A 23,747-nucleotide genomic window follows, 5' to 3' on the forward strand; every position below is an offset into this window, starting at 1 on the left:
AATCGCTGTGACGTCATCAGACTCGGAACTGACCAGCCAGTTCCTGCTGTTTGTGTGACAGAGATGTCAGTCGCTGACCAATGACTGCAGAGTGCTCTGCCTGTCCCAGAATCGTTTCGCTGAGCTCACGAATATTCGACACATTCCGGTTCACTTCTCCGGCCACAGCACGCTGCTCCCCTGCAGCATTCATGATCTGTTCATTCATCTGCTGAATCGCGCGGACAGCCTGTGTGATCCGCTCCAGACTGGTCACGGCTTCACTGACCTGCTGGGCGGTATCGCCCGCCAACTGATTTCCTTCTTCAATGGCAGACACCACACTGCGGGTGCCTTGCTGCAGCACTTCAATCACATTACGGATCTGACCGACAGAATCCTGGGTCCGGCGCGCTAACTGACGCACTTCATCCGCCACCACAGCAAAGCCACGACCTTGCTCACCAGCACGGGCTGCTTCAATGGCTGCATTCAACGCCAGTAAGTTGGTTTGCTCAGAAATGCCAGCGATGACTTGCAGGATCTGATCAATATCTTCACTGTTTCGTTCCAGATCCCGTGCCATCGGCACCGCAGTTTCCATCCGGGAGACTAAGTGATTCATCGAATCTGCAGAGGTATGAATCACCCCCTGCCCTTCTACCGCAGCTTTATCTGCGTCACGAGCAGCATCTACCGCAGTTTCGGTGTGGCTCACCACCTGCTCAGCAGTTTGCGCCATTTCTTCGGAAGCTGTCGCAACCATATCGACTTCTTTAAACTGCGCCTGGCTGCCATCCCGGGTATGACTGGCAATCTGTGCCGCCTCATTCGCGGTGGTGCCAACCTGATCAACCGCGATAATCACCTGAGAGATCGTGTGTTGCAATTTGTCGAGGAAGCGATTGAACCAGGTGGCCAGTTCACCCAGCTCGTCCTGATTTTCAACCTGCAAGCGCTGAGTGAGATCACCCTCTCCGGATGCAATATCTTTCAGCCGATCCGCCACCTGACGAATCGGCGCCACCAGTTTCGCTGCGGCAAACCAGAGTATCAGCAAACCCGCTGCAGCAATCAGCAAACTCACAAAGAGCTGAACAACAGAAGATTCATCCCGCTGAGCCTGAATAGCATGATCCAGCGCAGTTGCCTCTGCCAGGACTTTCTCTGCCGGAAGCTGAATGACAACTCCCCAGGTGGTCTGGCCCAGCTCCACAGGATTGTATGCCGTCAGTAATGACTGATCCTCATTCCAGCCAATGACTTGCTTGCCTTCTTTCAGCCAGCGATTAATGGCATCGGGCAAGCCGTCCGAATTTTTGAATGTTGTCCCGACCCGATTGAGGTCCTGATCCCAGGCAACCACGGTGCCATTCTGACTGAGCAGCGACACTGTTCCGCTGCCGCTGTACAAATGCTCATCCACAACTTGGATCAGACGTTGCAAGTAATCCAGCTTCACATCGATGCCCATCACGCCGATCGTTTTCCCGGAGACCGTCAGAGGAATCGTGATTGAGCTCAATAAAACCTGTTGTCCGTTATCCGGAGCAAAAATCGGATCCTGTATACAGGAAGCGCCACGCTGAAGACTACAGGTGTACCACAGGTTCTGACTGTCGTCCTGCAGCTGTGCTTCCGAAATGATACGCTGCTCAGCTTCTCCGCTTTCTCCGCGATACCAATATGGCGCAAAACGCCCCGTGCTGTTTGCCCCGACATAAGCCGCATCGATATAATTTCCATCTTCACCATCCAGAGCATCAGGTTCAAAGACCACAAATGCGCCATGAATATTGGTGAAATCATTGACAGAACGGCGTAATAATTCAGTGATCGATCCCCGGAGTTCAGCACTATTGGTGTAGTTTTCTTCCGCGTTATATTTCAGAAACAATACGCTCTGAGCAAGCATCTCTGCGCGGTACGATGCCTCATCCAGAAATTGCTGAACTGAAATTGCCTGTCTTTCTGCCTGCGACTTCACCAGTTCCTGTGACTGGTTTCGAAGCGAGCTGAACGACTGCTGGCTGACCAATTGCTGACTTTGTCCTGAAAAATAAAATGAAAGACTGGTGAGAACTGCTGCTGTTGCCAGTAAGGCAAACCCTGCCATGAGGGTAATTTTCCACTGAACAGAGAGTGACCGCATAATACCTTCCTTGTAATTCATATCAGTCAAAATGTATCCATTGGCGACAATTACATCAACAAACTGTTAACAAAGTATTGAAAAATTTGATGTTGATTCAGTGTATTATTCTGGGTGTTACAAAAAAAGCGCGGGTTTTACGCCGCGCTTAAAGCCTGTCACAGGCTTAAATCAGTGTACATTCAAACAAGATACCGAATGGACATCACTGCCTTCCAGCTGCGGTTTTTTCTGAGCGCAGCTTTCAGTCGCCTGTGGGCAACGGGTTCTGAAAACACAACCTGAAGGTGGGTTCATGGGTGACGGCAGGTCTCCTTCCAGTAACTGAATCGTCTTGCTTCGTTCCAGTTCCGGATCCGGAATCGGGACTGCAGACATCAGTGCTTTGGTGTAAGGGTGCTTCGGCTCGGAAAACAATGCCTCTCCTTCCCCAATTTCTACCGCATTGCCCAGATACATCACCAACACACGGTCTGAAATGTGCTTCACTACCGATAAGTCGTGTGCAATGAAGATCAGGCTCAGGCCCATTTCTTTTTGCAGTGACTTCAGCAAGTTCACCACCTGTGCCTGAATCGAAACATCCAGTGCCGATACCGGCTCATCACAAATAATCAGTTTCGGCTTAAGAATCAGCGCACGAGCAATGCCGATTCGTTGACACTGACCACCAGAAAACTCATGCGGATAACGGTTGATTACGTTTGGCAGCAAACCAACTTTATTCATCATTTCTTTGACACGCGCTTTTACATCATCATCCGACAACTCCGGATAAAATGTTTTCAGCGGCTCTGCAATGATATCACCCACCGTCATCCGTGGATTGAGCGAGGCCAGCGGGTCCTGGAAAATCATCTGAATTTCTTTGCGCTTCTCACGCAGCGCATTGTGCTCAAGCTTGGTCAGATCCTGACCTAGCCAAACGACATTCCCTTCAGTGGCTTCAACTAGCCCAATCACCGCACGAGCAAAAGTGGACTTGCCGCAGCCAGACTCGCCAACAACTCCCAGTGTTTCCCCTTCGTACAAACGAATCCCCACACCGTCGACCGCTTTCAGCTTCAGTGGCTTGGTCCACGGCCAGGCAGATTTCGGCGCAATGTTAAAGTGAACTTTCAGGTTTTGAATATCGAGTAAAACTTTCTTTTCTGCTTGCATTACCAGGTCCCCGCATCAGAAAAACATGCACGTAAACGACCTTCTGCAAACGGCTGCAGGGAAGGTGCCTCTTGTGTACAACGGCTCGTTGCGCGATGGCAGCGCTCCTGATATGGACAGCCAACCGGTAAGCGCAACAGGTTCGGCGGATTGCCAGGGATTGTTGGTAAATCTTCCCCTTCAGTATCCAGTCGGGGAATCGCTTTCAGCAGGCCTTCGGTATACGGATGCGCAGGCTGGTAGAAGATTTCATTAATCTTGCCGTATTCCATGGTCCGGCCCGCATACATCACCAGGACTTTGTCACAGCTACCAGCCACAACGCCTAGATCGTGCGTGATCATAATGATCGCGGTGTTGAAATCGGATTTCAGTTCATTGAGCAAATCCATGATCTGCGCCTGAACGGTCACATCCAGAGCTGTGGTTGGCTCATCAGCAATCAGCAGCTTTGGACGGCACAGCAGTGCCATTGCAATCATCACACGCTGACGCATGCCACCTGAGAACTCATGCGGGTACATAGTAATCCGCTTCCGGGCTTCAGGAATTTTCACCGCGTCCAGCATCCGGACACTTTCTTCAAAAGCTTCTGCCCGGCCCAGGCCTTTGTGCAGCATCAGCACTTCCATCAGCTGATCGCTGACTTTCATATAAGGGTTCAGCGAGGTCATCGGATCCTGGAAGATCATTGCAATTTGTTCTGCCCGAATCTTATTCAATTCGCGCTCAGACAAATTCAGAATCTCACGGCCTTCAAACTTCGCGCTGCCGCTAATCTGACCGTTTTTGGCCAACAGGCCCATGATGGCGAATACCGTCTGGCTTTTGCCCGAACCGGATTCACCCACAATACCCAGAGTTTCACCCTGATTCAGTGAGAAGTTCAAATCGTTCACTGCGGTTACAATCCCGTCCTGGGTTGTAAATTCGACACGCAGATCTTTGACATCTAATAGGCTCATAACTTGCTTCCTTTTCCTGCCACTGTACGGTCCGTAAATCAGTAGGGGGAACCGTACAGCGGCAATGAATATTGCTTGGTTTTATCTGTCTTTTGGATCCAGTGCGTCACGCAGACCATCACCAACATAGTTAAAGCAGAACAGGGTCAGAACCATGAAGGCTGCCGGGAACATCAACTGCCAGATGGCAATTTCCATTGTTTGAGCACCTTCCTGAAGCAGTGCACCCCAACTGGTCATTGGCTCCTGAACACCCAAGCCAAGGAAACTCAGGAAAGATTCAGTCAGAATCATTTGCGGCACCAGCAAGGTGGAGTAAACCGCAACAATCCCCAGCACATTCGGAACGATGTGACGGGTAATGATGTTCCAGCGGCTGACACCACAAACATGTGCTGCTTCGATAAATTCCTTACTACGCAGCGACAACGTCTGACCACGGACGATACGCGCCATATCCAGCCAGGAGATCGCACCAATCGCCACAAAGATCAGCATGATGTTTCGGCCAAAGAAAGTTACCAGGACAATCACGAAGAACATGAATGGGATGGAGTACAGAATCTCCAGAATCCGCATCATAATGCGGTCCGTCCGGCCACCAATAAAACCAGAAGTCGCACCGTATAAGGTACCGATCACCACAGCAACCAGCGCCCCCAGAATCCCCACCATCAGCGAGATCCGGCCACCAATCAGCGTTCGGGTATAAAGGTCACGTCCCAAGCTGTCGGTCCCAAAGAAATGCCCTTCTGCGCCCAGACTTGGCGCAGCATGCAAGGCATACCAGTCTGTATCATCGAATGCGTACTGACTGAACATCGGGCCAAAAATCACAGCCAGACAGATCAGAAACAAGATCGACAGACTGACCATGGCCGCTTTATTACGCATAAAGCGGGTACGGGCATCCTGCCACAAACTACGGCCTTCAATTTCCAGCTGTTCTGAAAACTTCTCAACCGCTTCTACGTTTTCTTTTTTAGTCAACATCATCGGTCAGTTTCCTTAATAGCGGATTTTCGGATCGATATACGCCAGCACAATATCAACAATGGCGTTAAACAAAATGGTCAGCGTACCAATCAAAATCGTGACGCCAAGGACCAGTGAATAGTCACGGTTAAAGGCAGCGTTCACGAACAACTTACCAATGCCTGGCAGGCCGAAAATGGTTTCAATGACCACAGATCCGGTGATGATGCCTACAAATGCCGGTCCCATATAAGACACAACGGGCAGCAATGCGGGTTTCAGGGCATGTTTGACGATGATGTACGGATAGCTCAGGCCTTTTGCACGAGCGGTCCGGATAAAGTTACTGTTCAGGGTTTCAATCATACTGCCGCGTGTGATCCGGGCAAAAGTCGCTACATACAACAGCGCCATACCAAACATAGGCAGCAGCATGAATTCAATTGAGCCCCCCTGCCAACCGCCCGCAGGCAGCCAATGCAAATTAATCGCGAAGATATAAATCAGAACGGGTGCAAGAATAAAGGAAGGCATCACCACACCGGCCATCGCGGTCGACATGATGAGATAATCCATCCAGGTATTTTGTTTCAACGCGGCAATGGTTCCAACCGTGACCCCCATAACTAACGCGAAGATAAACGCAAAGAAACCAATCTTCGCTGAAACAGGCAATGCATCTTGAATCAATTCATTCACGGTAAAGTCTTTATATTTAAAAGACGGACCAAAATCGCCATGAAGAATATTCACCAGATACGTTGTATATTGTTCAAAAACTGGCTTATCCAGGCCATATTTTGCTTCAATATTTGCCATGACTTCCGGTGGCAGTGGGCGCTCACTTGAGAAAGGGTTACCCGGTGCGAAGCGCATCAGGAAAAATGAGATCGTAATCAGTACCAGCAAGGTAGGGATCGCCTCAAAAATCCGTTTTGCAACAAATTTAATCATAATTGTTACCGACTAATAGCTGTGACAGATGAGCACCACCTTCAATTAGAAGGTGGTGTATATTTATAATTTTTTAACTTTATTTATCTGAAACAAAATAAAGATCTTTTGTGAAGATATTATCTTCTGGATTTTTCATTGGATACCCTTCTAGATGAGGGTTAACCAATCGAGCATTAACATAATGGTAAATAGGGAGGATAGGCATGTCTTTCGCTAAGATAGACTCAGCCTCTTTATATACCAAAGATCGCTGAGCATCTGACTTAGAGTTTAATGCATCATCAACTGCTTTATCATAAGCCTTACTTGAATAGTTTGGATAGTTCTGAGAGTGACCAGTTTTCATAATACCCAAAAATGTTGATGCTTCATTATAATCACCACACCAACCAGCTCTTGATACGTCAAAGTTGCCCTGACGCTTTGAATCTAAATAACTTTTCCATTCTTGATTTTCAAGTTCAGCAGAGACACCAAGATTCTTCTTCCACATTGAGGCGATAGCAACAGCAACTTTTTTGTGGTTTTCTGATGTATTATAAAGCAGCTTAAAACTCAAAGGATTGCTTTCATCGAAGCCAGCAGAATTTAATAACTCTTTCGCTTTCGCGATGCGCTCTTGGCGAGAAAGCGTTGAATATTCTGGCATTTCCACCTCAAGTCCATTGGTTGCCAGAGGTGTGAAGTTGTATGCTGGTGTTTCGCCCTTCGCTACAACGAGATTAGCAATAATTTCGCGATCAACCGCATATGAAAGTGCCTTTCGAACATTAACATTATCGAAAGGTTTACGTTCCGTATTAAATTCATAATAGTACGAGCACAAGTATGGGGTAACTTTTACATCTTCAGGATATTCTTTCAAAAGACGTTTGAAGTGCTCATTAGGCATTTCGTAAGTTACATCAACTTCACCAGCTAAAAAGCGGTTCATCTCAGCGACTTGGTTTTCAATCGGTAAATAGGTAACCTTATTGATTACAGTGTTGCTATTATCCCAATATTGCTCATTACGAATTAGCTCAATTCGCTCGTTAACTACCCAGTTACTTAGCTTATATGCACCATTCGAAACATAGTTTTTAGGGGCCGTCCAATCATCACCAAATTTTTCAACAACCTTTCGGTTAACTGGTTTCATTGAAGTATGAACAAGCATTGATGCAAAGTAAGGTACTGACTTTTCTAGGCTTACTTTTATCGTATGCTTATCTAGTGCTTCAACACCTAAGCTATCTACAGGCTTATCACCTTTCACGACAGCTTCAGCATTTTTCATGGTGGTCATTTCTAGATAAGAAGCGTAGGGTGAGCCCGTTTTAGGGTCTGCTAAACGTTGCCATGCATATACGATGTCTTCAGCTGTAACAGGATCACCATTTGACCATTTAGCATCTTCTCGCAAATGGAAAAGCCAAGTTTTGGAGTCTTCTGTCTCCCAAGATTTAGCTACACCTGGAACAAGATTCCCTTCTCCGTCCTGATTCACTAATCCTTCCAGCAAATCACGTATCACATTTGATTCAGGTACCCCTGAAACCTTTTGTGGGTCAAGTGATTCAACCTCAGTACCATTACCGCGTACCAGTTCCTGCTTATCAGCCAGTTTGACACCGGCAGGAACTTGCGCAGCCATTGTCGAAAAAGAAGCCGCAGCAACAGAAACACCTGCGCCCAGTAGAAGTGCCTGAGTAATTTTATTCTTAAACATGCATTATCTCCAATACATTATTTCATTGCGTCCATGGCGTTCTTCAGTCAGTTAAACGAGAAGTTTTTTCATGCATTGTTATTCCAATCAACAATACAATTTTGACCGAAGAATTGATTGGGAACTTTAACAGTAACTAACAATATTTGCCATAAAATCATCACAAAAACAGAGATCACACCTCATAAAATCGATTAGATAAGATAATAAAACCAACAGGAATCACCAAAACAGAGAGATAAGCCACAATCACTGCTTCAAACAGTCGATACAGCCAAACATACTGATAACACCAATAATCAAGCAAATAAAATGCATAAAAACCCAATAAATCGCTATTTTAATCGGCGTGCTATCAATTGAAATTTTTTATTCAATCTGGAAAGTATAAAATCTTGATCAATGCCCACAAAAAAAGCGCCAAAAATGACGCTTTTTGAAATGAAATCATCTTATTTTCGATCAGACTCAATCGTAAAATCTTTATCATTGCCCTGCTGACGCTGTTGATGTTCGCGCATCGTGTCAGAATCGTGACGTATTGCGTCCTGATGCGGATCTCTGATTCCGGCTTCTTCCAGCAATTGCTTCACTCGCTTGTTGGATACTCGTCTGTGCTTCATAACGCCTCCCTTGTTTAACAAAAGAAATCGCCGTTGTGAGCTGTAACCACATGACTTTTAAACGAATGCCTGACTGTTACAGTACCATTCAGCGTTTTCGCAATTCGCTCAGTTGATATCAGCCACAATGATTAACTATGGCACAAAATATCCTGCTCTGCTGAACGCTGTTTTTAAGAACAAAAGCATATAAAAAAAACGCTGTTAGATTTTGTTTTCACAATCGCATTTCGCTGTCATTTTCGAGTATCTCAACCGAACTTTTAGCGCTAATATCTGCGTTATTGGCAGGGTTATTCAATCAGAAGCAGTGATGACACTTCCAATACAACCTGTTCCTGTAAAACCGTGAGTGATCGAGAGTAAACTATGAGACCAGCAGGTGGCGCTTCACGCCCCAGCCCTTCACGAGTTCGTCATGGCTACATGCCACCCGCACGAAAAGTGAAAGACGAAGAAAGCATCAAATAAAGTCGACTGTTATCTGAGATTTTCTGAAATGAAATAGCCCCGAACGGGGCTATTTTTTTGCTTGCTTTTTTCTGCTGCCTGATAGACATAAACCCGGCACCAAGGCACCGGGTTCAGGCAGTCGTGTTTGCAAGTTACGCACTGCGGTCAAACGTCGTGATTACCAGTAAACGCGGTAACCAACAGCGAATGAACTTTCAGCATCTTTCACGCCACGAGCAACAGTGGTATTTGCTGCGTCATTCTTATAACCGATGGTTGCGCCGTCTGCATAGCCATACTCAGCATACACGCGTGACCAGCTGTTCAGGTGATATACACCACCCAGATAAATCACGGTGTAGTCATCAGACATGCTCTGAGTACCATTTTCTGCTTCAAAATCAGAGAACTCATAACCACCGTAGATGCTGGCATTGCTCGCAACACTGTAAGTTCCCGCCAGCATGAAGCTGTCTACGTCAACAGTACGCTTTGTGCCAGTATTCTTTTGCTCAAATGAGCCATTGTTGTACGTGAAGCCAACCGTTGCAGGACCGAAAGTACGCTCGACTGTACCTTCAAAGTAAGTGCTTTCGATGTCAGCAGTTACTTCTGCATCATTGTTGTTTTCGTTTTTACCAACTGTAAAGCTTGCGTCATTGTAGTAACCACCACCTGCGTGCAGGTTAAAACCAGCGACAGAAGTACCAATGTACAATTCACCCAGCTCGGCGTTTGTGTCGTCTTCAGACAGGCCAAACGTTGAGTTTACCCAGAAGCTTTCGCCTTCGAATTTGTACTTGATAGCAGAGTCATGGCGACCGCCGGAAAGTTTTTCAGAAGTCTGACTGATACCAGTCCCCCCGAAGAAGTAAGAGTAATCAGCGCCCCAAACGTCATCAGTAGAGATCCACTGGCGACCAAAAGTGAAAGTACCCACCTGACTAGCAAAACCTGCGAAATGCAGACGGTTTGCCATGTCGTATGAACCTTCTTTATAGCCCACACCGAATTCTACGGTACCGACAACATCCAGATCATCGTTCACTGCGTATTTGGCGTTCACACCAGCACGAGATGAACCCGCGTTCAGTGTTACGTCTTTATCTTCATATTTTTCGATTTGAGTACGAAGTTGACCGTAGAAGTTAACGAACTTTCCTTCTTCGTTAACGAGTTCATAAGCATTCGCTGCGTTTGCAATCAGTAAGGTAGGAATTGCTACTGCTAAAAGTGTCTTTTTCATTTTACATTCCTGTAACGATTTTGTGTTATTCGGCCCCATCCAAGGACGACAAAAACTTAACAGGCACTGAATGACCACGCAATAGAACATTTCAACAATACAGCAACAAAATAGAACAAAAAACCACCAAAACCCGAAATGTGATCACGATCCACCATGAATATAAACCCATAAGATTAGAATAAAAAATCACAGTTAATGGTTTTCAATGAATAGTATCAGTCTGTATATTCACAAAACCGAACAGCAGATTAATCGTTAAAGGTTATAAGAAGGTAAACAATCGAATAAAAATGATATAATAGTTTTTGGGAACTTTTGCCGGAGCTCGATTTTCGATTGCCACAAAAAAGTGTCGAATTTCACACTTTATGTTGTTAATGCAATGTATGAGACCGTCAGCGGTGCAAAAAGCTGCCTCTCAATGATTCGTTAACTCACAATGCTTTCAATGCATTTATTTCGAAAAATTATGCAAACACAATCAAAGCATTATTCCACTTCCGATCAAATGAACAGATGAAAATATCAAAAAATACTTTAACTTTAAGAGGTAAAAACCACTTCTGGGTGTGAGGTGGGTGTTTTTCTCTATCTTCTCGGGAAGCTAGAGAAAAACAGGGGGAAGGAAATTATTTCACAACATTTTTACCAGCGTTGCCGCGCTGCTTGATCACTTTCTCGGGCATCCACCCATTTCGACTCTCCTTCCCTGACTTCTTTTTTCCAGAATGGGGCTTCGGTTTTCAGATAATCCATGATGAATTCACACGCCTGAAAGGCTGCGCCACGGTGTGCACTGGACACACCCACAAACACGATCGGGTCTCCGGATATCAGATGTCCGATACGATGGATGACGGTCACTGCCTGCAAAGGCCAGCGTGTTTTTGCCTGAGCCACAATACCCACCAGAGATTTCTCCGTCATGCCCGGATAGTGCTCCAGGGTCAGGCTCGTCACCGATTCCCCTAAATTCATATCGCGGACCTTACCGGTGAACGTCACGACAGCCCCCGCCTGTGACCCCTGGGCCAGAAGGTCATACTCCTGACTCACGTCAAAGTCTTCCGTTTGCACCCGAATGCTGTCGTTCACGATTTGATCATTCTCCATCATTAACCTCCGGTGACCGGTGGAAAGAACGCCACTTCATCGCCATCCTGTAAAGGTGTATCGAAAGCGGTAATCGTCTGATTGACAGCCACCAGCAAACGTTGCGCATCGAGCGCCAACGCCCATTTCTCTCCTTGAGAGGATAAATAGGCACGCAAGGCTTCCGCATCAGAAAAATCAGCGGCCACCTCGATTCGCTCCGCGCCAACAAGCTCCCGTACCTGAGCGAAGAACATCACGGTAATCATGAGCATTCTCCCTGTTGTGCCGTGCCAGCGAAGAAATCACCGGATTTGCCCCCTCGTTTTTCCAGCAATCTGACGGGTCCGATCACCATGTCTTTCTGGACCGCTTTACACATGTCATAAATCGTCAGCGCAGCAACTGAGGCTGCAGTCAGGGCTTCCATTTCCACCCCCGTTTTCCCCGCAAGCTTACAGGTTGAGACAATCCGAACCTGATTGTGCTCCAGGACGGGTTCAAGCTGAACTTCCGCTTTCGACAATAAAAGCGGGTGGCATAATGGAATCAAATCCCAGGTTTTCTTGGCAGCCTGAATCCCCGCAATTCTGGCTGTGGCGAAGACATCGCCTTTATGATGCTGACCAGAAAGAATGAGGGTCAGTGTTTCCTCCGACATCGAGACAAAAGCTTCCGCTCTTGCCTCCCGAACGGTGTCCGCTTTGGCAGAAACATCAACCATGTTGGCTTCACCGGAAGCATTAATATGAGTCAGTTCAGTCATTGAAATCTCTTCTTTTATTCTGTTGAAAGACATCAGCCGCCGATGGAAGCCAGGTGCGGTGTCATGCCTGTATTGCCGTCCAATAAATAGTGGCTCACGGATTTCTCATTCAGTCCGCCGCGAATCCGGGCAATCAGCGCATCGCGCTGGTGATCATCACTCAGCAGATCACGCAACTCAACGCCATGATCACCAAACAAACACAGGTGCAGTTTGCCCCGTGCAGAAACACGCAGACGATTGCAGGTGGTACAAAAACCTTTTTCATAAGGCATGATCAGCCCGATTTCCCCGAGGTAGTCGGGGTGATAAAACACCTGTGCCGGGCCATCATTCAGACTTTTGGCTTTGAGTAACCAGCCATTTGCAATCAACGTATTGCGGATACTGACACCCGAAACATGATGATTCTGAAACAGAGTATCCATCTCCCCTGTCTGCATGAGTTCAATAAACCGGAGTTGAATCGGACGTGTTTTGATCCAGGCCAGGAACTGGGGTAATTGCTCAGCATTCATGCCTTTGAGCAACACCGTGTTCACTTTGATCTGCTCATAACCTGCGTCAAAAGCGGCATCAATCCCAGCCATCACCTGATGGAAAAGATTCTCGCCGGTAATTTGATGGAATTGACGGGGATCCAGGCTGTCCACACTGACATTAATGTGGGTCAGACCTGCAGCACGCCATTCATGGACATGCTTAGCCATCCGGTAACCGTTGGTGGTCGTAGCCACCTTTTCAATACCGGGTTGCGAAGCAACAGTACGGATAATGTCTGTATAGTCCCGCCGCAAACTCGGCTCACCGCCGGTGATCCGAACTTTGGTTGTCCCACAGTCCGCAAAAGCGGCAGTGACACGACGGATTTCATCCAGCGTCAGGAAGGAAGGTTTCCTCCCTTTTTCAGGGTGATAGCCATCGGGCAGGCAATAGGTACACCTGAAATTACAGACATCAGTGATCGACAGGCGCAAGTAATAAAACTTGCGCTGAAAATTATCTTCAAATTGTTGAGCCACGGAACACCTTTCCAAATACGGGAGGCGAGTCCATTTCTGAACTTGCCCTGAGCAGTCCGGCACATGCCGGCTACTGGCGCCAGCCTCATATCACAAGTGACTTAGAGACATACCGCTCGGAGTTATGATGGCAGTTATGCGTATGTGTCAGATATTTTTACAAAGAACTTTCACACTCTTTACAGAAAACACACAACAGCGTTGTAAATTTACACTACCAGAGTTTCACTCTGATTGACAAATAATTGAGAATTACCTTTATAAGTCTACCCCTCACTCAGAGTTGCGACAATACTACTATGGAGTAGCGTTTTATTGTCCTTGATCAGGTTGAGGGGGAGTTATGTCAGACATTGTTGAATGCGCAACGCTCGAAGACATTGCTGTCTACTTGCAGCGAGAAGAAGGCATCGATGCACAACTGGCCCGCGTACAAGCCAAACAGGTCATTGATGGCTTTGTTGACATGAGAGCCAAAGGGCTCATCAAGGGGTGGTATTTTGATGAACAGAATCATCTTGAATTACTGCCCAGCGATGCTGCCATGAAAATAATCGCGAACCAAAAGTAACGCTTACCCTGTTCGTGAAACGCAAGATATGACGCAAATTGCACGCTGATTTTGCATTTTGCAAAGCGAATTGCATATCGAATCGGTGGCATTTTCATGAGAGCGTGATTCTGGGCAAAAAAATCCGGCATCTAATTTGCAGTGTTATGAGTGAGCATTACCGAAAAGACAAAAAGTCCAATGAAAATGAAAAAAATTGGAGCCGACTATGAGTGACATGATCCCATTGATATTTCAACAGCGTCACATCCTGCCTGGCGGTCGGATCCCAGTGCGAATCCCACCTGGCAGCCAGATGGAAACGTTTAAAGTTGCCCTGGCCTCAGAAAATGGGTTTGGTATCTGCATGTTTGATGAAGACGAACATGGCCAGCATTTTTGCTATATCGGTACCCGAGTGACTGTCGAGGATTTTGACATCTCCAGTCAGGACGGCGCCCTGATCGCTACGCTGTATGGTCAGAACAATTTTCGAATCAAGGCATTGCATCAAGCGGATAATGGTGTGTTCTATGCTGAACCGGAAGAAATTCCGCAATGGCCGGATATGGCTTTGAAACAAGATCAGCAACAACTGGCTGAAAAACTCAATGTGATGTTTAAGAACCACCCGGAGCTGGATAAACTGCACCAGACCAAACATCTGAATAATCTGAGTTGGTTGTGTCAGCGCTGGCTAGAACTTTTACCGATGCCGGCATTCCAGAAGCAAGCATTACTGACTGCACCGGACTGTCTGGATACCTATGATTATCTGCAAAGTATTATGCAGCAAAATCATTGATCTCTAAGGTATGGCGCCCATCATGTGACATTCTATGGGCGCCCAATTTTATCTTTATTGCTGTGCTGGCCTTCGGTACACTCTGTTCGCAGAATATTCACTCTCAGGCACAAGCACATGACCAGCCAACCCTCTTCTGATTCTCAATTATCACGCGCAAAAGTTGTTGCTATTGGTGGCGGCCACGGGCTTGGACGAATCCTTTCTTCACTTTCTGACTTAGGTTCCAATGTCACCGGTATTGTCGCCACGACAGATAACGGCGGTTCCACGGGCAGAATTCGTGCTTCCATGGGGGGCATTGCCTGGGGCGATACCAGGAACTGTATTAATCAGCTCATTACGGAACCTTCTATCGGATCCATGTTGTTTGAATACAGGTTCAGAGGCAACGGGGATCTCAACGGTCACAATCTGGGAAACCTGATCCTGAGCGCCTTAGATAATCTGTGTATCCGTCCCTTAGAAGCCATCAACCTGATCCGGGAAATTTTACACGTCGACACCTATATTCTGCCGATGTCCGAACATCCGACTGATCTGGCAGCCTGGCTCCCGGATGGCTCAATTGTCAGCGGCGAAACCAGTATTGATGAACTCCAACAGATCCCCAAGCGCTTACTGATCGAGCCATCCGTTCCGGCAACCAAAGAAACACTGGTTGCCATCAAACAAGCTGATTTGATCCTGCTGGGGCCAGGCAGCTTTCTGACCAGCATTATGCCGCCATTACTCCTGAGCGATCTTGCCCATGAATTAAAAGTGTGTGACGCGCCGATTTACTTCATTGCCAATCTCGACAAAGAAAAAGGACCGGCGGGGAAAATGTCGCTGGAAACCATGCTGCACTGGTGTGAACGTGCAATGGGGGGAAGAAAAATCGATGGCATTCTGTCCGCACAACACCATCCGGAGCTTGCAGCGGATTATGAACAAGTGGTTGGGGAGTTTGCCTCCCGCAACCACGAATGGCGTCATGACAGACAGAAATTAAAAAATGCGGTTGAAAGCCTCCTGATTCGAGGCTAAATGTCGATACTGTTGCGCCATATCACCAACCAGTTCCTGTAGCTCAGGTAAGTGTTCACTGACCCAAGTTTCTTGCCCCTGTTTCACACGGGACTCGCACTCCTGAGCCATCAGGGCTAAATCATCGGCCCCGAAACTGGCCGCACTGCTTTTAATTGCGTGACTGATTTCGCGGACTTGCATGACACTTGGCTGCTCTGCCAATTGCTGTAAGTACTGCTCTAACTCACCGCTGAAAACTTCAAGCAAGAGTGCAACAGTTTCCTGACCAACTTCTTCAGCCAGCCGCTTTAATGTTGCTTCGTTAATCATGGCAGTCATCTACTCTTTCTCCCTTTGACTACTTTCAGCCTCTTGCCAAGCCTGTAACTTTCGATAAATCGTAGAGGGACTCACTTCAAGCAGTCCGGCCGCACGAGGAATATTTCCATCACAAACTGCAATGGCATTCTGAATCGTGCGTTTCTCTACGCTCCACAAAGGTTCAATCTGGGCCGGTGACGTTGCCTGAGGCTTCTCAGCAGCAACAACCGAAACAGACGGCGTGGGCTCACCAGGATAAGATGCAATTTCAGCGCCAGAATCTGAGGTTACCGATGGCGGAAGCATTTGCATGCGCACTTCTTCGCCATCATTCAATACAACAATGTTCCGAATCACATTTTGCAGTTCCCGGACGTTCCCCGGCCAGGTGTGATAACGAAACCGTTCAAGCACATCCGGCGCAAAACGGCTGAAGCGTTTTCCTTCTTCAACTGAGATGTGGCCGAGCAAAGCATGTGCAATTTCAATGACATCGTCCGCACGTTCCCGTAAAGGCGGCAGACTGATTGGAATCACATGGAGTCGATAATAGAGATCTTCACGGAATCGGCCTTGCTTCACCTCTTCCCAGGGATTTCGGTTGGTCGCACAGACAAAACGGACATCCACCGAATTCGTGACCGAAGATCCCACCTTCTGATAAGTGCCGGTTTGGATGAAGCGTAGCAATTTGCTTTGCAATTCCAAATCCATTTCGCAAAGCTCATCAAGAAACAAGGTGCCTTTGTTCGCAAGTTCCACAGCACCCTGCCGTTCGGTCAGTGCACCCGTAAAGGCACCTTTGACATGCCCGAACAACTCACTTTCAATCAGCTCTTTCGGAATCGCGGCACAGTTTAAGGCCACAAAAGGCATGTTCGAGCGCGGACTGGCCGCATGGACTGCCTCGGCACACACCTCTTTCCCGGTTCCGCTTTCGCCGGTAATAAAGACCGTTGCCTTACTGGAAGCCGCCGATTCAATCACACGGTAAACGGCCTGCATCGGCAAACTGGTTCCGATAAAGCCTTGATATTGTGCACCTTGTGTCAAATCTGCCCGGGTTCGGCTGTTTTCCTGTTCGCGCTTCAACGCATTATTGACCGTGATCCGCAGCCGATCCGCTTCACAAGGTTTGATCAGAAAATCTTTCGCGCCAAACCGCATGGCCTCCACAGCCACATCGATGGAACCATGGGCTGTCATGATCACGACCGGTAGCTTAGGATGGTTTTGCCGGATTTCTTCAAGAACCGCCATCCCAGTCATATCCGGTAACCGTAAATCCAGTAAAACCAGATCGGGCACAAAGGATTGAAATGCTTTGAGCGCATCAGATCCAGTGCCAACAATTTTGACATCCAAACCCAGAGGATTCAGGTAGGATTTGTACAAAGCCGCCACTGAAGCCGTATCTTCGACCATCAGAACCTGCCGTACTTTCAGCTGATTCTCCATGCATCCTCCAAAGCAGAATTATTGATGTAATTGTAATCAATAGAAAAAATGACTGCCTGCTGATATCTTTGCATTATTGAACTTTTCCATTTCGCATTGCAAATCGGTTTGCAAAATGCAAAACCTACATCCTTAGTATAACTTTTTTGTGCGCTGTGTGTGGGAAAAATCCCACTGAACGACTTTTTCCGGAGGGTAAAAAAGTTGGCACAGTAACTGCATCTATTATTACGACTCTGATAGAGTCAACCTAGCCAACTGACGTTGTTTGTGGAATATTTTCACTTAAACAATGATGCCAACCGAACTCATTTCCGGTTGGCTTTTTTTTATCTGCTGTTTGAGAAAGCTGGCAGCGAACGTCTGTCACTGCCAATCTGAGGACAAAAAAGTTAACTGTTTGCGATAAACTGCTCACGCAAGCGGTGGATCTGATCGCGTATCTGCGCTGCTTTTTCAAACTCAAGATTCTGTGCCATATCGTACATTTGCGCTTCCAGCTTCTGAATTTCCAGTTCCAGCTCCTGCGGCGACATCACTGAATATGTCCCCTGTCGCTCAGCCACTTTGTGAAGTTGCTCTGCTTTGCTGGTACGACGGGTGCGACCCTGACCAAGTTCAAGAATGTCAGCGACTTGCTTATTCAGCGCCTGCGGCTCAATGCCACGCTGCTGATTGTATTCCTGTTGTTTTTCACGACGCCGCTCTGTTTCTCCCATCGCACGCTGCATGGACCCCGTGATTCGGTCCGCATACAAAATTGCTTTTCCTGAGAGATTCCTGGCCGCCCGGCCAATCGTCTGAATCAGAGATCGCTCGGAGCGCAGAAAACCTTCTTTATCCGCATCCAGAATGGCAACCAGAGATACCTCCGGCATATCCAGCCCCTCCCGCAGCAGGTTAATCCCCACCAGCACATCGAATTCACCCAATCGTAAATCCCGGATAATTTCCACCCGCTCAACGGTATCAATATCGGAATGCAGATAACGCACCCGGACACCGTGCTCATCCAGATATTCAGTCAGATCTTCTGCCATGCGCTTGGTCAGCGTCGTCACCAGCACCCGCTCATTCAGAGATTCACGAATCCGAATTTCAGAGAGCAGATCATCCACCTGAGTCGTCACAGGACGCACTTCAATGATGGGATCCAATAATCCAGTCGGTCGCACCACCTGCTCGGCCACATCCCCATCTGATTTTGCCAGCTCATAGTCCCCGGGCGTCGCCGAGACATAGATTGTCTGTGGGGCAATGGCTTCAAACTCTTCAAACTTCATCGGGCGGTTATCCAGCGCGGAAGGCAGGCGGAAGCCGTACTCCACCAGATTCTCTTTCCGGGAACGGTCTCCCCGGAACATCGCGCCAATCTGCGACACCGTCACATGGGACTCATCAATAATGAGCAAGCCATCCGGCGGCAGGTAATCAAACAAGGTTGGTGGCGGCTCACCCTCAGCACGACCACTGAGGTAGCGAGAGTAGTTCTCAATCCCGGAGCAGTAACCCAGTTCATGCATCATTTCCAGATCAAACTGTGTACGCTGAGTAATCCGCTGCTCTTCCACCAGCTTATTGTTGTCGAGCAGTTGCTGGCGCCGGATCTGTAAATCCGCCTTAATCTGATCAACGGCTTCCAGAATCTTTTCACGCGGGGTGACGTAGTGTGTTTTCGGATAAATCGTTGCCCTGGGCAGATCTTTTTGAATCACAGCGCCCGTTAACGGATCGAAGCGGCTGATCTGATCAACTTCTTCATCAAAGAGCTCAATGCGAATTGCGTCATGCTCAGACTCTGCCGGGAAGATATCAATGACTTCCCCGCGCACTCTGAAAGTACCGCGCTCAAACGCCAGATCGTTTCGGGTGTACTGCAATTCGGCTAAACGCCGGAGGATGTCACGCTGATCAATCATATCGCCCCGACGCAGGTGCAACATCATTTTCAGATAGGAATCCGGATCGCCCAGGCCATAAATTGCAGAAACGGACGCGACAATCACCACATCCCTGCGCTCCAGTAAGGCTTTGGTGGCAGACAGCCGCATCTGCTCAATGTGAGCATTCACAGATGCATCTTTTTCAATAAAGGTATCTGTTGTCGGCACATAGGCTTCTGGCTGATAGTAATCGTAGTAAGACACGAAATATTCTACGGCGTTTTCCGGGAAAAATTCTTTCATCTCACCGTACAACTGTGCCGCCAGAGTTTTATTCGGCGCCAGAATTAAAGTGGGTCGGTTCGCCTGAGCGATCACATTCGCCATGGTAAAGGTTTTGCCCGAACCTGTGACACCGAGCAAGGTCTGATGCGCCAGACCCGAATCCAAGCCCTCCAGGAGTTGGTTGATTGCTGTAGGCTGGTCACCCGAAGGAGAAAAAGACGAAGCCAGTTGAAACGCTTTACTCATGACATAATCCCAGAATAGGCCGGTGAGGTAGATTGTGTTCCCATTGTGCAACCGGGGATTCGGTTGTCAATAAAGAAACCTAAAATGAAGTATTGACCCTAGCAAATCATCGGCGTAACATCATGCCCCTTGCTACTCATAAATGTTGATTGAAAACGTCAATATTTTGTTGTTTCAGCGCTTTCCTTTCGAATCAATCCAGATTCAGAACATGCGCTGTATTCCACAGCTTTTCCTCAGAGCAATGGATTTCATACACAAGCCATTTTGGTGAATTTCCCACCAGTTACACGAAAACACATCATCTCAAGTCTGTATTTTGACGATCAACATCCCTACAAAAAACAGCGAATTAGACAAATAAATAATATCGATTACAAATAAAAGACTCAGTTCAAAGTTTCAGCAGTAAAAGTTTTCCCGTGCTCAATCAACACACTTATCCACAGTTTCCGTGGATAAGTACGTCAACCCCTTGTCCGCACTGAGTTAACAAAGATCAAGATGATTTTTGCCTTTTCTGAACTTCACCTGAACTCCCTTTGCGACCCCCAAAAAACCGATGAAAAAAACAGCAACTCTGATAAACCGGAATGCGCAGGAGTTGTTATCCACCTCACAAACGCAGATAATGTACGGATCACTGGCAAGCATTAAAAAGATGGTATGACGGAATACCTGTTACTTCTGATCGGAACGGTCCTGGTCAACAATTTTGTTCTGGTCAAATTTCTCGGACTCTGCCCTTTTATGGGGGTCTCCAAAAAACTGGAAACCGCAATCGGGATGGGATTGGCGACCACCTTTGTGCTGACGCTGGCGTCGGTATCTGCATATCTGGTTGAAGCCTATATTCTTGAGCCCCTCGGGATTGAATACCTTCGTACGCTGAGCTTTATCCTGGTGATTGCGGTGGTTGTTCAGTTCACAGAGATGGTGGTCCACAAAACCAGCCCGACCCTGTATCGGTTGCTGGGGATTTTCCTGCCTCTGATTACGACGAACTGCGCCGTGCTCGGGGTTGCCTTGCTGAACATCAATGAACGACATAACTTCATTGAATCCGTGGTTTACGGGTTTGGCGCTGCGGTTGGCTTTTCTCTGGTTCTGGTCCTGTTTGCGGCCATGCGTGAACGAATCGCTGCAGCCGATGTCCCCTCGCCGTTCAAAGGTGCATCCATTGCGATGATCACTGCGGGCTTAATGTCGCTTGCCTTCATGGGCTTCACCGGATTAGTGAAACTGTAAGTATTATGAGTGGAATATTCATTGCCATCATCGCGATCGCCATACTGGCCGCGGTCTTCGGCCTGATTCTTGGATTTGCAGCGATTCGCTTCAAAGTCGAATCCGATCCGGTTGTGGAACAGATTGACGCGATTTTGCCACAAACCCAATGCGGCCAGTGCGGTTATCCGGGTTGTCGCCCCTATGCCGAAGCCATTGCCAATGGCGATGAGATCAATAAGTGCCCTCCGGGCGGGCAGGCCACCATTGAAAAACTGGCCGACCTCATGGGTGTTGAAGTCAAAGACTCCGCCCACGACGCCGAAAAAAGCATTAAAAAAGTCGCCTTTATTCATGAGGACATGTGTATTGGCTGTACCAAATGCATTCAGGCTTGTCCGGTGGATGCAATTGCCGGCGCAACCAAAGCACTGCATACCGTCATTAAAGACGAATGCACCGGATGTGATCTCTGTGTTGCCCCCTGCCCGACCGATTGTATTGAAATGATTCCGGTCGAATCGACGCCGGAAAGCTGGCGCTGGAATCTGGATCAAATCCCTGTGGTCAACCTTCCTGCCACTGAGCACCACGGCCAAAAGGTAGAATAACCGTCATGCTGTCTATCATCGAACAACTGAAACTGGGAAAACTTTGGGATTTTCCGGGGGGAATCCATCCGCCGGAACAAAAAACTCAGTCGAATCAACAGACAATCGCGGAAGCTTTACTGCCTGACGAACTGGTCATCCCACTGAAGCAACATTTAGGGGCTGCGGGCAGCCTGTCTGTCAAAGCGGGCGACAAAGTACTCAAAGGCCAGGTGCTGACCCAAACTGATGTCGCCCTGAGTGTGCCTGTACACGCCCCAACCTCCGGCGTGATCCGTGCGATTGAATCCCGTACTATCGCCCACCCGTCTGGCCTGTCCGATCGCTGTATCATCATTACGCCCGACGGCGAAGATCGCTGGGGCGACAAACACCCGGTTACAGACTATCGCCAGATGGAGCCGGCTGATCTGATTGATCATATCCGCAGTTGTGGCATTTCCGGCATGGGAGGTGCAGGTTTCCCGACCGCCCGTAAGCTCCAGAGTGCGCTGGGTAAAACGGATCTGCTCATCATCAATGCCGCTGAATGCGAACCTTACATCACGGCGGACGATCGTCTGATGCAAGACCATGCAGAAGAAATCGTGCAGGGCATCCGGATCATCAGCCATATACTGCAGCCAACAATGACCGTCATCGGGATTGAAGACAATAAACCGGAAGCCATCCAAGCCCTCAAAGCAGCCGTCACCGAGCAGGATGGAATCTTAATTCGGGTCATTCCGACCAAGTATCCTTCCGGCGGCGAAAAACAGCTGATCAAAATTCTCACCGGCCGGGAAGTTCCGACACAAGGGATTCCGGCCGATATTGGCATCATGATGCAGAACATCGGAACAGCGCACGCAATCAAACGCGCCGTGATTGACGGCGAACCCTTGATTCAGCGCGTGGTCACCGTCACAGGCCAGGCCGTAAAAACCCCGGGCAACACCTGGGCTTTGCTAGGCACACCCGTTCAGTTTCTCCTGAACCGTTTTGGTTACACAATCGATAAAAAACTGCCCCGTGTCATTATGGGCGGCCCGATGATGGGCTTTACCCTGCCCCACACAGAAGTGCCCATTACCAAAACAGCCAACTGTGTTTTAGCACCCAGCCGCAAAGAGCTGACGTCACCGAACGACGAAATGTCCTGTATCCGCTGCACTGCCTGTGCCGAAGCTTGCCCGGTATCGCTGCTGCCTCAGCAACTTCAGTGGTACGCCAAAGACGGCGATTATGACAAGTGTGAAGAATACAACCTGTTCGATTGTATCGAATGTGGTGCCTGCGCTTATGTTTGCCCAAGTGAAATTCCACTGGTTCATTATTATCGTCAGGCCAAAGCAGAGATTCGTCACCGCAAGCAAGATGAACTGAGTGCAGACCGCGCTAAACTTCGTTTTGAAGCGAAAAAAGCACGAATGGAGCGCGAAAAAGAAGAACGGGAACAGCGCTTCAAGAAAGCCGCAGACCAGCGTCAGAAAGAAATGGCGGCCAAGGGTGGCGATGATGCCGTTGCTGCAGCCATTGCTCGTGTAAAAGCGAAGAAAGAAGCAGATGCTGCAGGTGCTGAAGTGAAGCCAGCGGTTGCGGCTGCCATCGCGAAAGCAAAAGCCAAGCAGGCAGCAGCCATGGCACAGGCGCAAGCAGGTGGTTCCGGAGAGGGCATCGCGCCAGATAACAGCGAGATGGCCAAGCTGCGCGAACAACGCAAGCAAGAAGCCAGAGCACGAAAAGCTGAAAAAGCCGCTGCTGAAACACCAGTCTCATCTGATGAGAAAAAAGCCGCCGTTGCCGCTGCAATTGCCCGCGCGAAAGCGAAAAAAGCAGCCCAAGCGGCCGGAGAAACCTCAGACGCTGAAAATGCACAGGCTGAATTCCAGTCCGTCGCATCAGCAGACAAGCAAGACACTGCGGATGCCAAAAAAGCGGCTGTCGCTGCGGCGATTGCCCGCGCGAAAGCAAGAAAAGCAGCCCAAGCGGCTGAGGCCCAGGCTGCACCCGAAGAAGCATCTGCGGACGTTCAGCCAACGCACTCTGAAACAACGCAAGCGCCAGCCGATCCCAAAAAAGCGGCTGTCGCTGCGGCGATTGCCCGCGCGAAAGCAAGAAAAGCAGCCCAAGCAGCTGAGGTCCAGGCTGCACCGGAAGCGGCATCTGCGGACGATCAGCAAACGCCTTCTGAAACAACGCAAGCGCCAGCCGATCCCAAAAAAGCGGCTGTCGCTGCGGCGATTGCCCGCGCGAAAGCAAGAAA

General features: G+C 48.3%; 21 protein-coding genes and 1 riboswitch. Of the genes, 6 read left to right on the forward strand and 15 right to left on the reverse strand.

Going from position 1 to position 23,747, the window contains the following annotated elements; translation table 11 throughout:
* Positions 1-16: 16 nt before the first annotated feature.
* The 12 genes from Q4579_RS06190 to moaA all read right to left on the reverse strand — a co-directional run bounded on the left by Q4579_RS06190 (position 17) and on the right by moaA (position 13,105).
* Positions 17-2,131: a methyl-accepting chemotaxis protein gene (locus Q4579_RS06190; RefSeq protein ID WP_303562515.1), complete on the reverse strand. Its 2,115-nt coding sequence runs from the start codon at positions 2,129-2,131 to the stop codon at positions 17-19.
* A 171-nt stretch (positions 2,132-2,302) separates the two neighbouring features.
* Positions 2,303-3,292, reverse strand: coding sequence for a murein tripeptide/oligopeptide ABC transporter ATP binding protein OppF (gene oppF, locus Q4579_RS06195; RefSeq protein ID WP_303562516.1), 990 nt, complete (start codon positions 3,290-3,292; stop codon positions 2,303-2,305).
* Positions 3,292-4,257 carry an ABC transporter ATP-binding protein gene (locus tag Q4579_RS06200; RefSeq protein ID WP_303562517.1) on the reverse strand — a complete coding sequence of 322 codons (966 nt, stop codon included), beginning with the start codon at positions 4,255-4,257 and terminating at the stop codon, positions 3,292-3,294. Before Q4579_RS06200 ends, oppF begins: the two co-directional genes overlap by 1 nt.
* A gap of 81 nt (positions 4,258-4,338) precedes the next feature.
* Positions 4,339-5,250: an oligopeptide ABC transporter permease OppC gene (gene oppC, locus Q4579_RS06205; protein ID WP_211649522.1), complete on the reverse strand. Its 912-nt coding sequence runs from the start codon at positions 5,248-5,250 to the stop codon at positions 4,339-4,341.
* A gap of 15 nt (positions 5,251-5,265) precedes the next feature.
* Entirely contained in the window at positions 5,266-6,186 is a 921-nt protein-coding gene (gene oppB, locus Q4579_RS06210) for an oligopeptide ABC transporter permease OppB (RefSeq protein ID WP_211647511.1), read from the reverse strand.
* A gap of 79 nt (positions 6,187-6,265) precedes the next feature.
* Complete coding sequence (locus tag Q4579_RS06215; RefSeq protein ID WP_303562520.1) at positions 6,266-7,900, reverse strand: ABC transporter substrate-binding protein; 1,635 nt, start codon at positions 7,898-7,900, stop codon at positions 6,266-6,268.
* Between the two features lie 452 nt (positions 7,901-8,352).
* Positions 8,353-8,523 carry a hypothetical protein gene (locus Q4579_RS06220; protein ID WP_303562522.1) on the reverse strand — a complete coding sequence of 57 codons (171 nt, stop codon included), beginning with the start codon at positions 8,521-8,523 and terminating at the stop codon, positions 8,353-8,355.
* Between the two features lie 631 nt (positions 8,524-9,154).
* Positions 9,155-10,222, reverse strand: a complete 1,068-nt coding sequence (locus tag Q4579_RS06225) for a porin (RefSeq protein ID WP_303562524.1) — start codon at positions 10,220-10,222, stop codon at positions 9,155-9,157.
* 648 nt (positions 10,223-10,870) lie between these two features.
* The gene (gene moaE / locus Q4579_RS06230; protein ID WP_303562552.1) at positions 10,871-11,320 is read right to left on the reverse strand and encodes a molybdopterin synthase catalytic subunit MoaE; all 450 of its coding nucleotides are present in this window, start codon (positions 11,318-11,320) and stop codon (positions 10,871-10,873) included.
* A 20-nt stretch (positions 11,321-11,340) separates the two neighbouring features.
* A complete protein-coding gene (moaD, locus tag Q4579_RS06235) occupies positions 11,341-11,586 on the reverse strand; it encodes a molybdopterin synthase sulfur carrier subunit (RefSeq protein WP_303562526.1) in 246 nt (81 codons plus the stop codon).
* Positions 11,583-12,083, reverse strand: coding sequence for a cyclic pyranopterin monophosphate synthase MoaC (gene moaC / locus Q4579_RS06240; protein ID WP_303562528.1), 501 nt, complete (start codon positions 12,081-12,083; stop codon positions 11,583-11,585). Before moaC ends, moaD begins: the two co-directional genes overlap by 4 nt.
* 32 nt (positions 12,084-12,115) lie before the next feature.
* Entirely contained in the window at positions 12,116-13,105 is a 990-nt protein-coding gene (gene moaA / locus Q4579_RS06245) for a GTP 3',8-cyclase MoaA (RefSeq protein ID WP_303562529.1), read from the reverse strand.
* Positions 13,094-13,239: riboswitch (molybdenum cofactor riboswitch) on the reverse strand. It overlaps the preceding gene by 12 nt.
* Before the next feature lie 209 nt (positions 13,240-13,448).
* Here moaA and Q4579_RS06250 point away from each other — a divergent pair.
* The 3 genes from Q4579_RS06250 (at position 13,449) to yvcK (ending at position 15,489) form a co-directional block, all read left to right on the forward strand.
* Positions 13,449-13,676 (forward strand): hypothetical protein, encoded by a 228-nt coding sequence (locus Q4579_RS06250; RefSeq protein WP_211647504.1) that lies wholly within the window; start codon positions 13,449-13,451, stop codon positions 13,674-13,676.
* A 208-nt stretch (positions 13,677-13,884) separates the two neighbouring features.
* Positions 13,885-14,460: an LON peptidase substrate-binding domain-containing protein gene (locus Q4579_RS06255; protein ID WP_211647503.1), complete on the forward strand. Its 576-nt coding sequence runs from the start codon at positions 13,885-13,887 to the stop codon at positions 14,458-14,460.
* 117 nt (positions 14,461-14,577) lie between these two features.
* On the forward strand, positions 14,578-15,489 hold the full coding sequence (gene yvcK, locus Q4579_RS06260; RefSeq protein ID WP_303562530.1) for a uridine diphosphate-N-acetylglucosamine-binding protein YvcK: 912 nt from the start codon (positions 14,578-14,580) through the stop codon (positions 15,487-15,489).
* Here yvcK and Q4579_RS06265 read toward each other — a convergent pair.
* The 3 genes from Q4579_RS06265 to uvrB form a co-directional block, all read right to left on the reverse strand.
* On the reverse strand, positions 15,451-15,810 hold the full coding sequence (locus Q4579_RS06265; protein WP_211647501.1) for an Hpt domain-containing protein: 360 nt from the start codon (positions 15,808-15,810) through the stop codon (positions 15,451-15,453). The two genes, yvcK and Q4579_RS06265, sit on opposite strands and share 39 nt — an antisense overlap.
* Positions 15,811-17,250, reverse strand: a complete 1,440-nt coding sequence (gene luxO, locus Q4579_RS06270; RefSeq protein ID WP_303562532.1) for a quorum-sensing sigma-54 dependent transcriptional regulator LuxO — start codon at positions 17,248-17,250, stop codon at positions 15,811-15,813.
* Positions 17,251-17,642: 392 nt separating this feature from the next.
* Positions 17,643-19,664 carry an excinuclease ABC subunit UvrB gene (uvrB, locus tag Q4579_RS06275; RefSeq protein ID WP_303562533.1) on the reverse strand — a complete coding sequence of 674 codons (2,022 nt, stop codon included), beginning with the start codon at positions 19,662-19,664 and terminating at the stop codon, positions 17,643-17,645.
* 666 nt (positions 19,665-20,330) lie between these two features.
* On the opposite strand from uvrB, the gene rsxA reads away from it, so the two are divergent.
* The 3 genes from rsxA to rsxC form a co-directional block, all read left to right on the forward strand.
* The gene (gene rsxA, locus Q4579_RS06280) at positions 20,331-20,912 is read left to right on the forward strand and encodes an electron transport complex subunit RsxA (protein ID WP_211647498.1); all 582 of its coding nucleotides are present in this window, start codon (positions 20,331-20,333) and stop codon (positions 20,910-20,912) included.
* Positions 20,913-20,917: 5 nt separating this feature from the next.
* Complete coding sequence (gene rsxB, locus Q4579_RS06285) at positions 20,918-21,502, forward strand: electron transport complex subunit RsxB (RefSeq protein ID WP_303562534.1); 585 nt, start codon at positions 20,918-20,920, stop codon at positions 21,500-21,502.
* Between the two features lie 5 nt (positions 21,503-21,507).
* On the forward strand, positions 21,508-23,747 hold a 2,240-nt coding region (rsxC, locus tag Q4579_RS06290; RefSeq protein ID WP_303562535.1), incomplete at its 3' end, for an electron transport complex subunit RsxC.

It is taken from the genome of Photobacterium sp. 1_MG-2023 (assembly GCF_030547945.1).
GTDB lineage: Bacteria > Pseudomonadota > Gammaproteobacteria > Enterobacterales > Vibrionaceae > Photobacterium.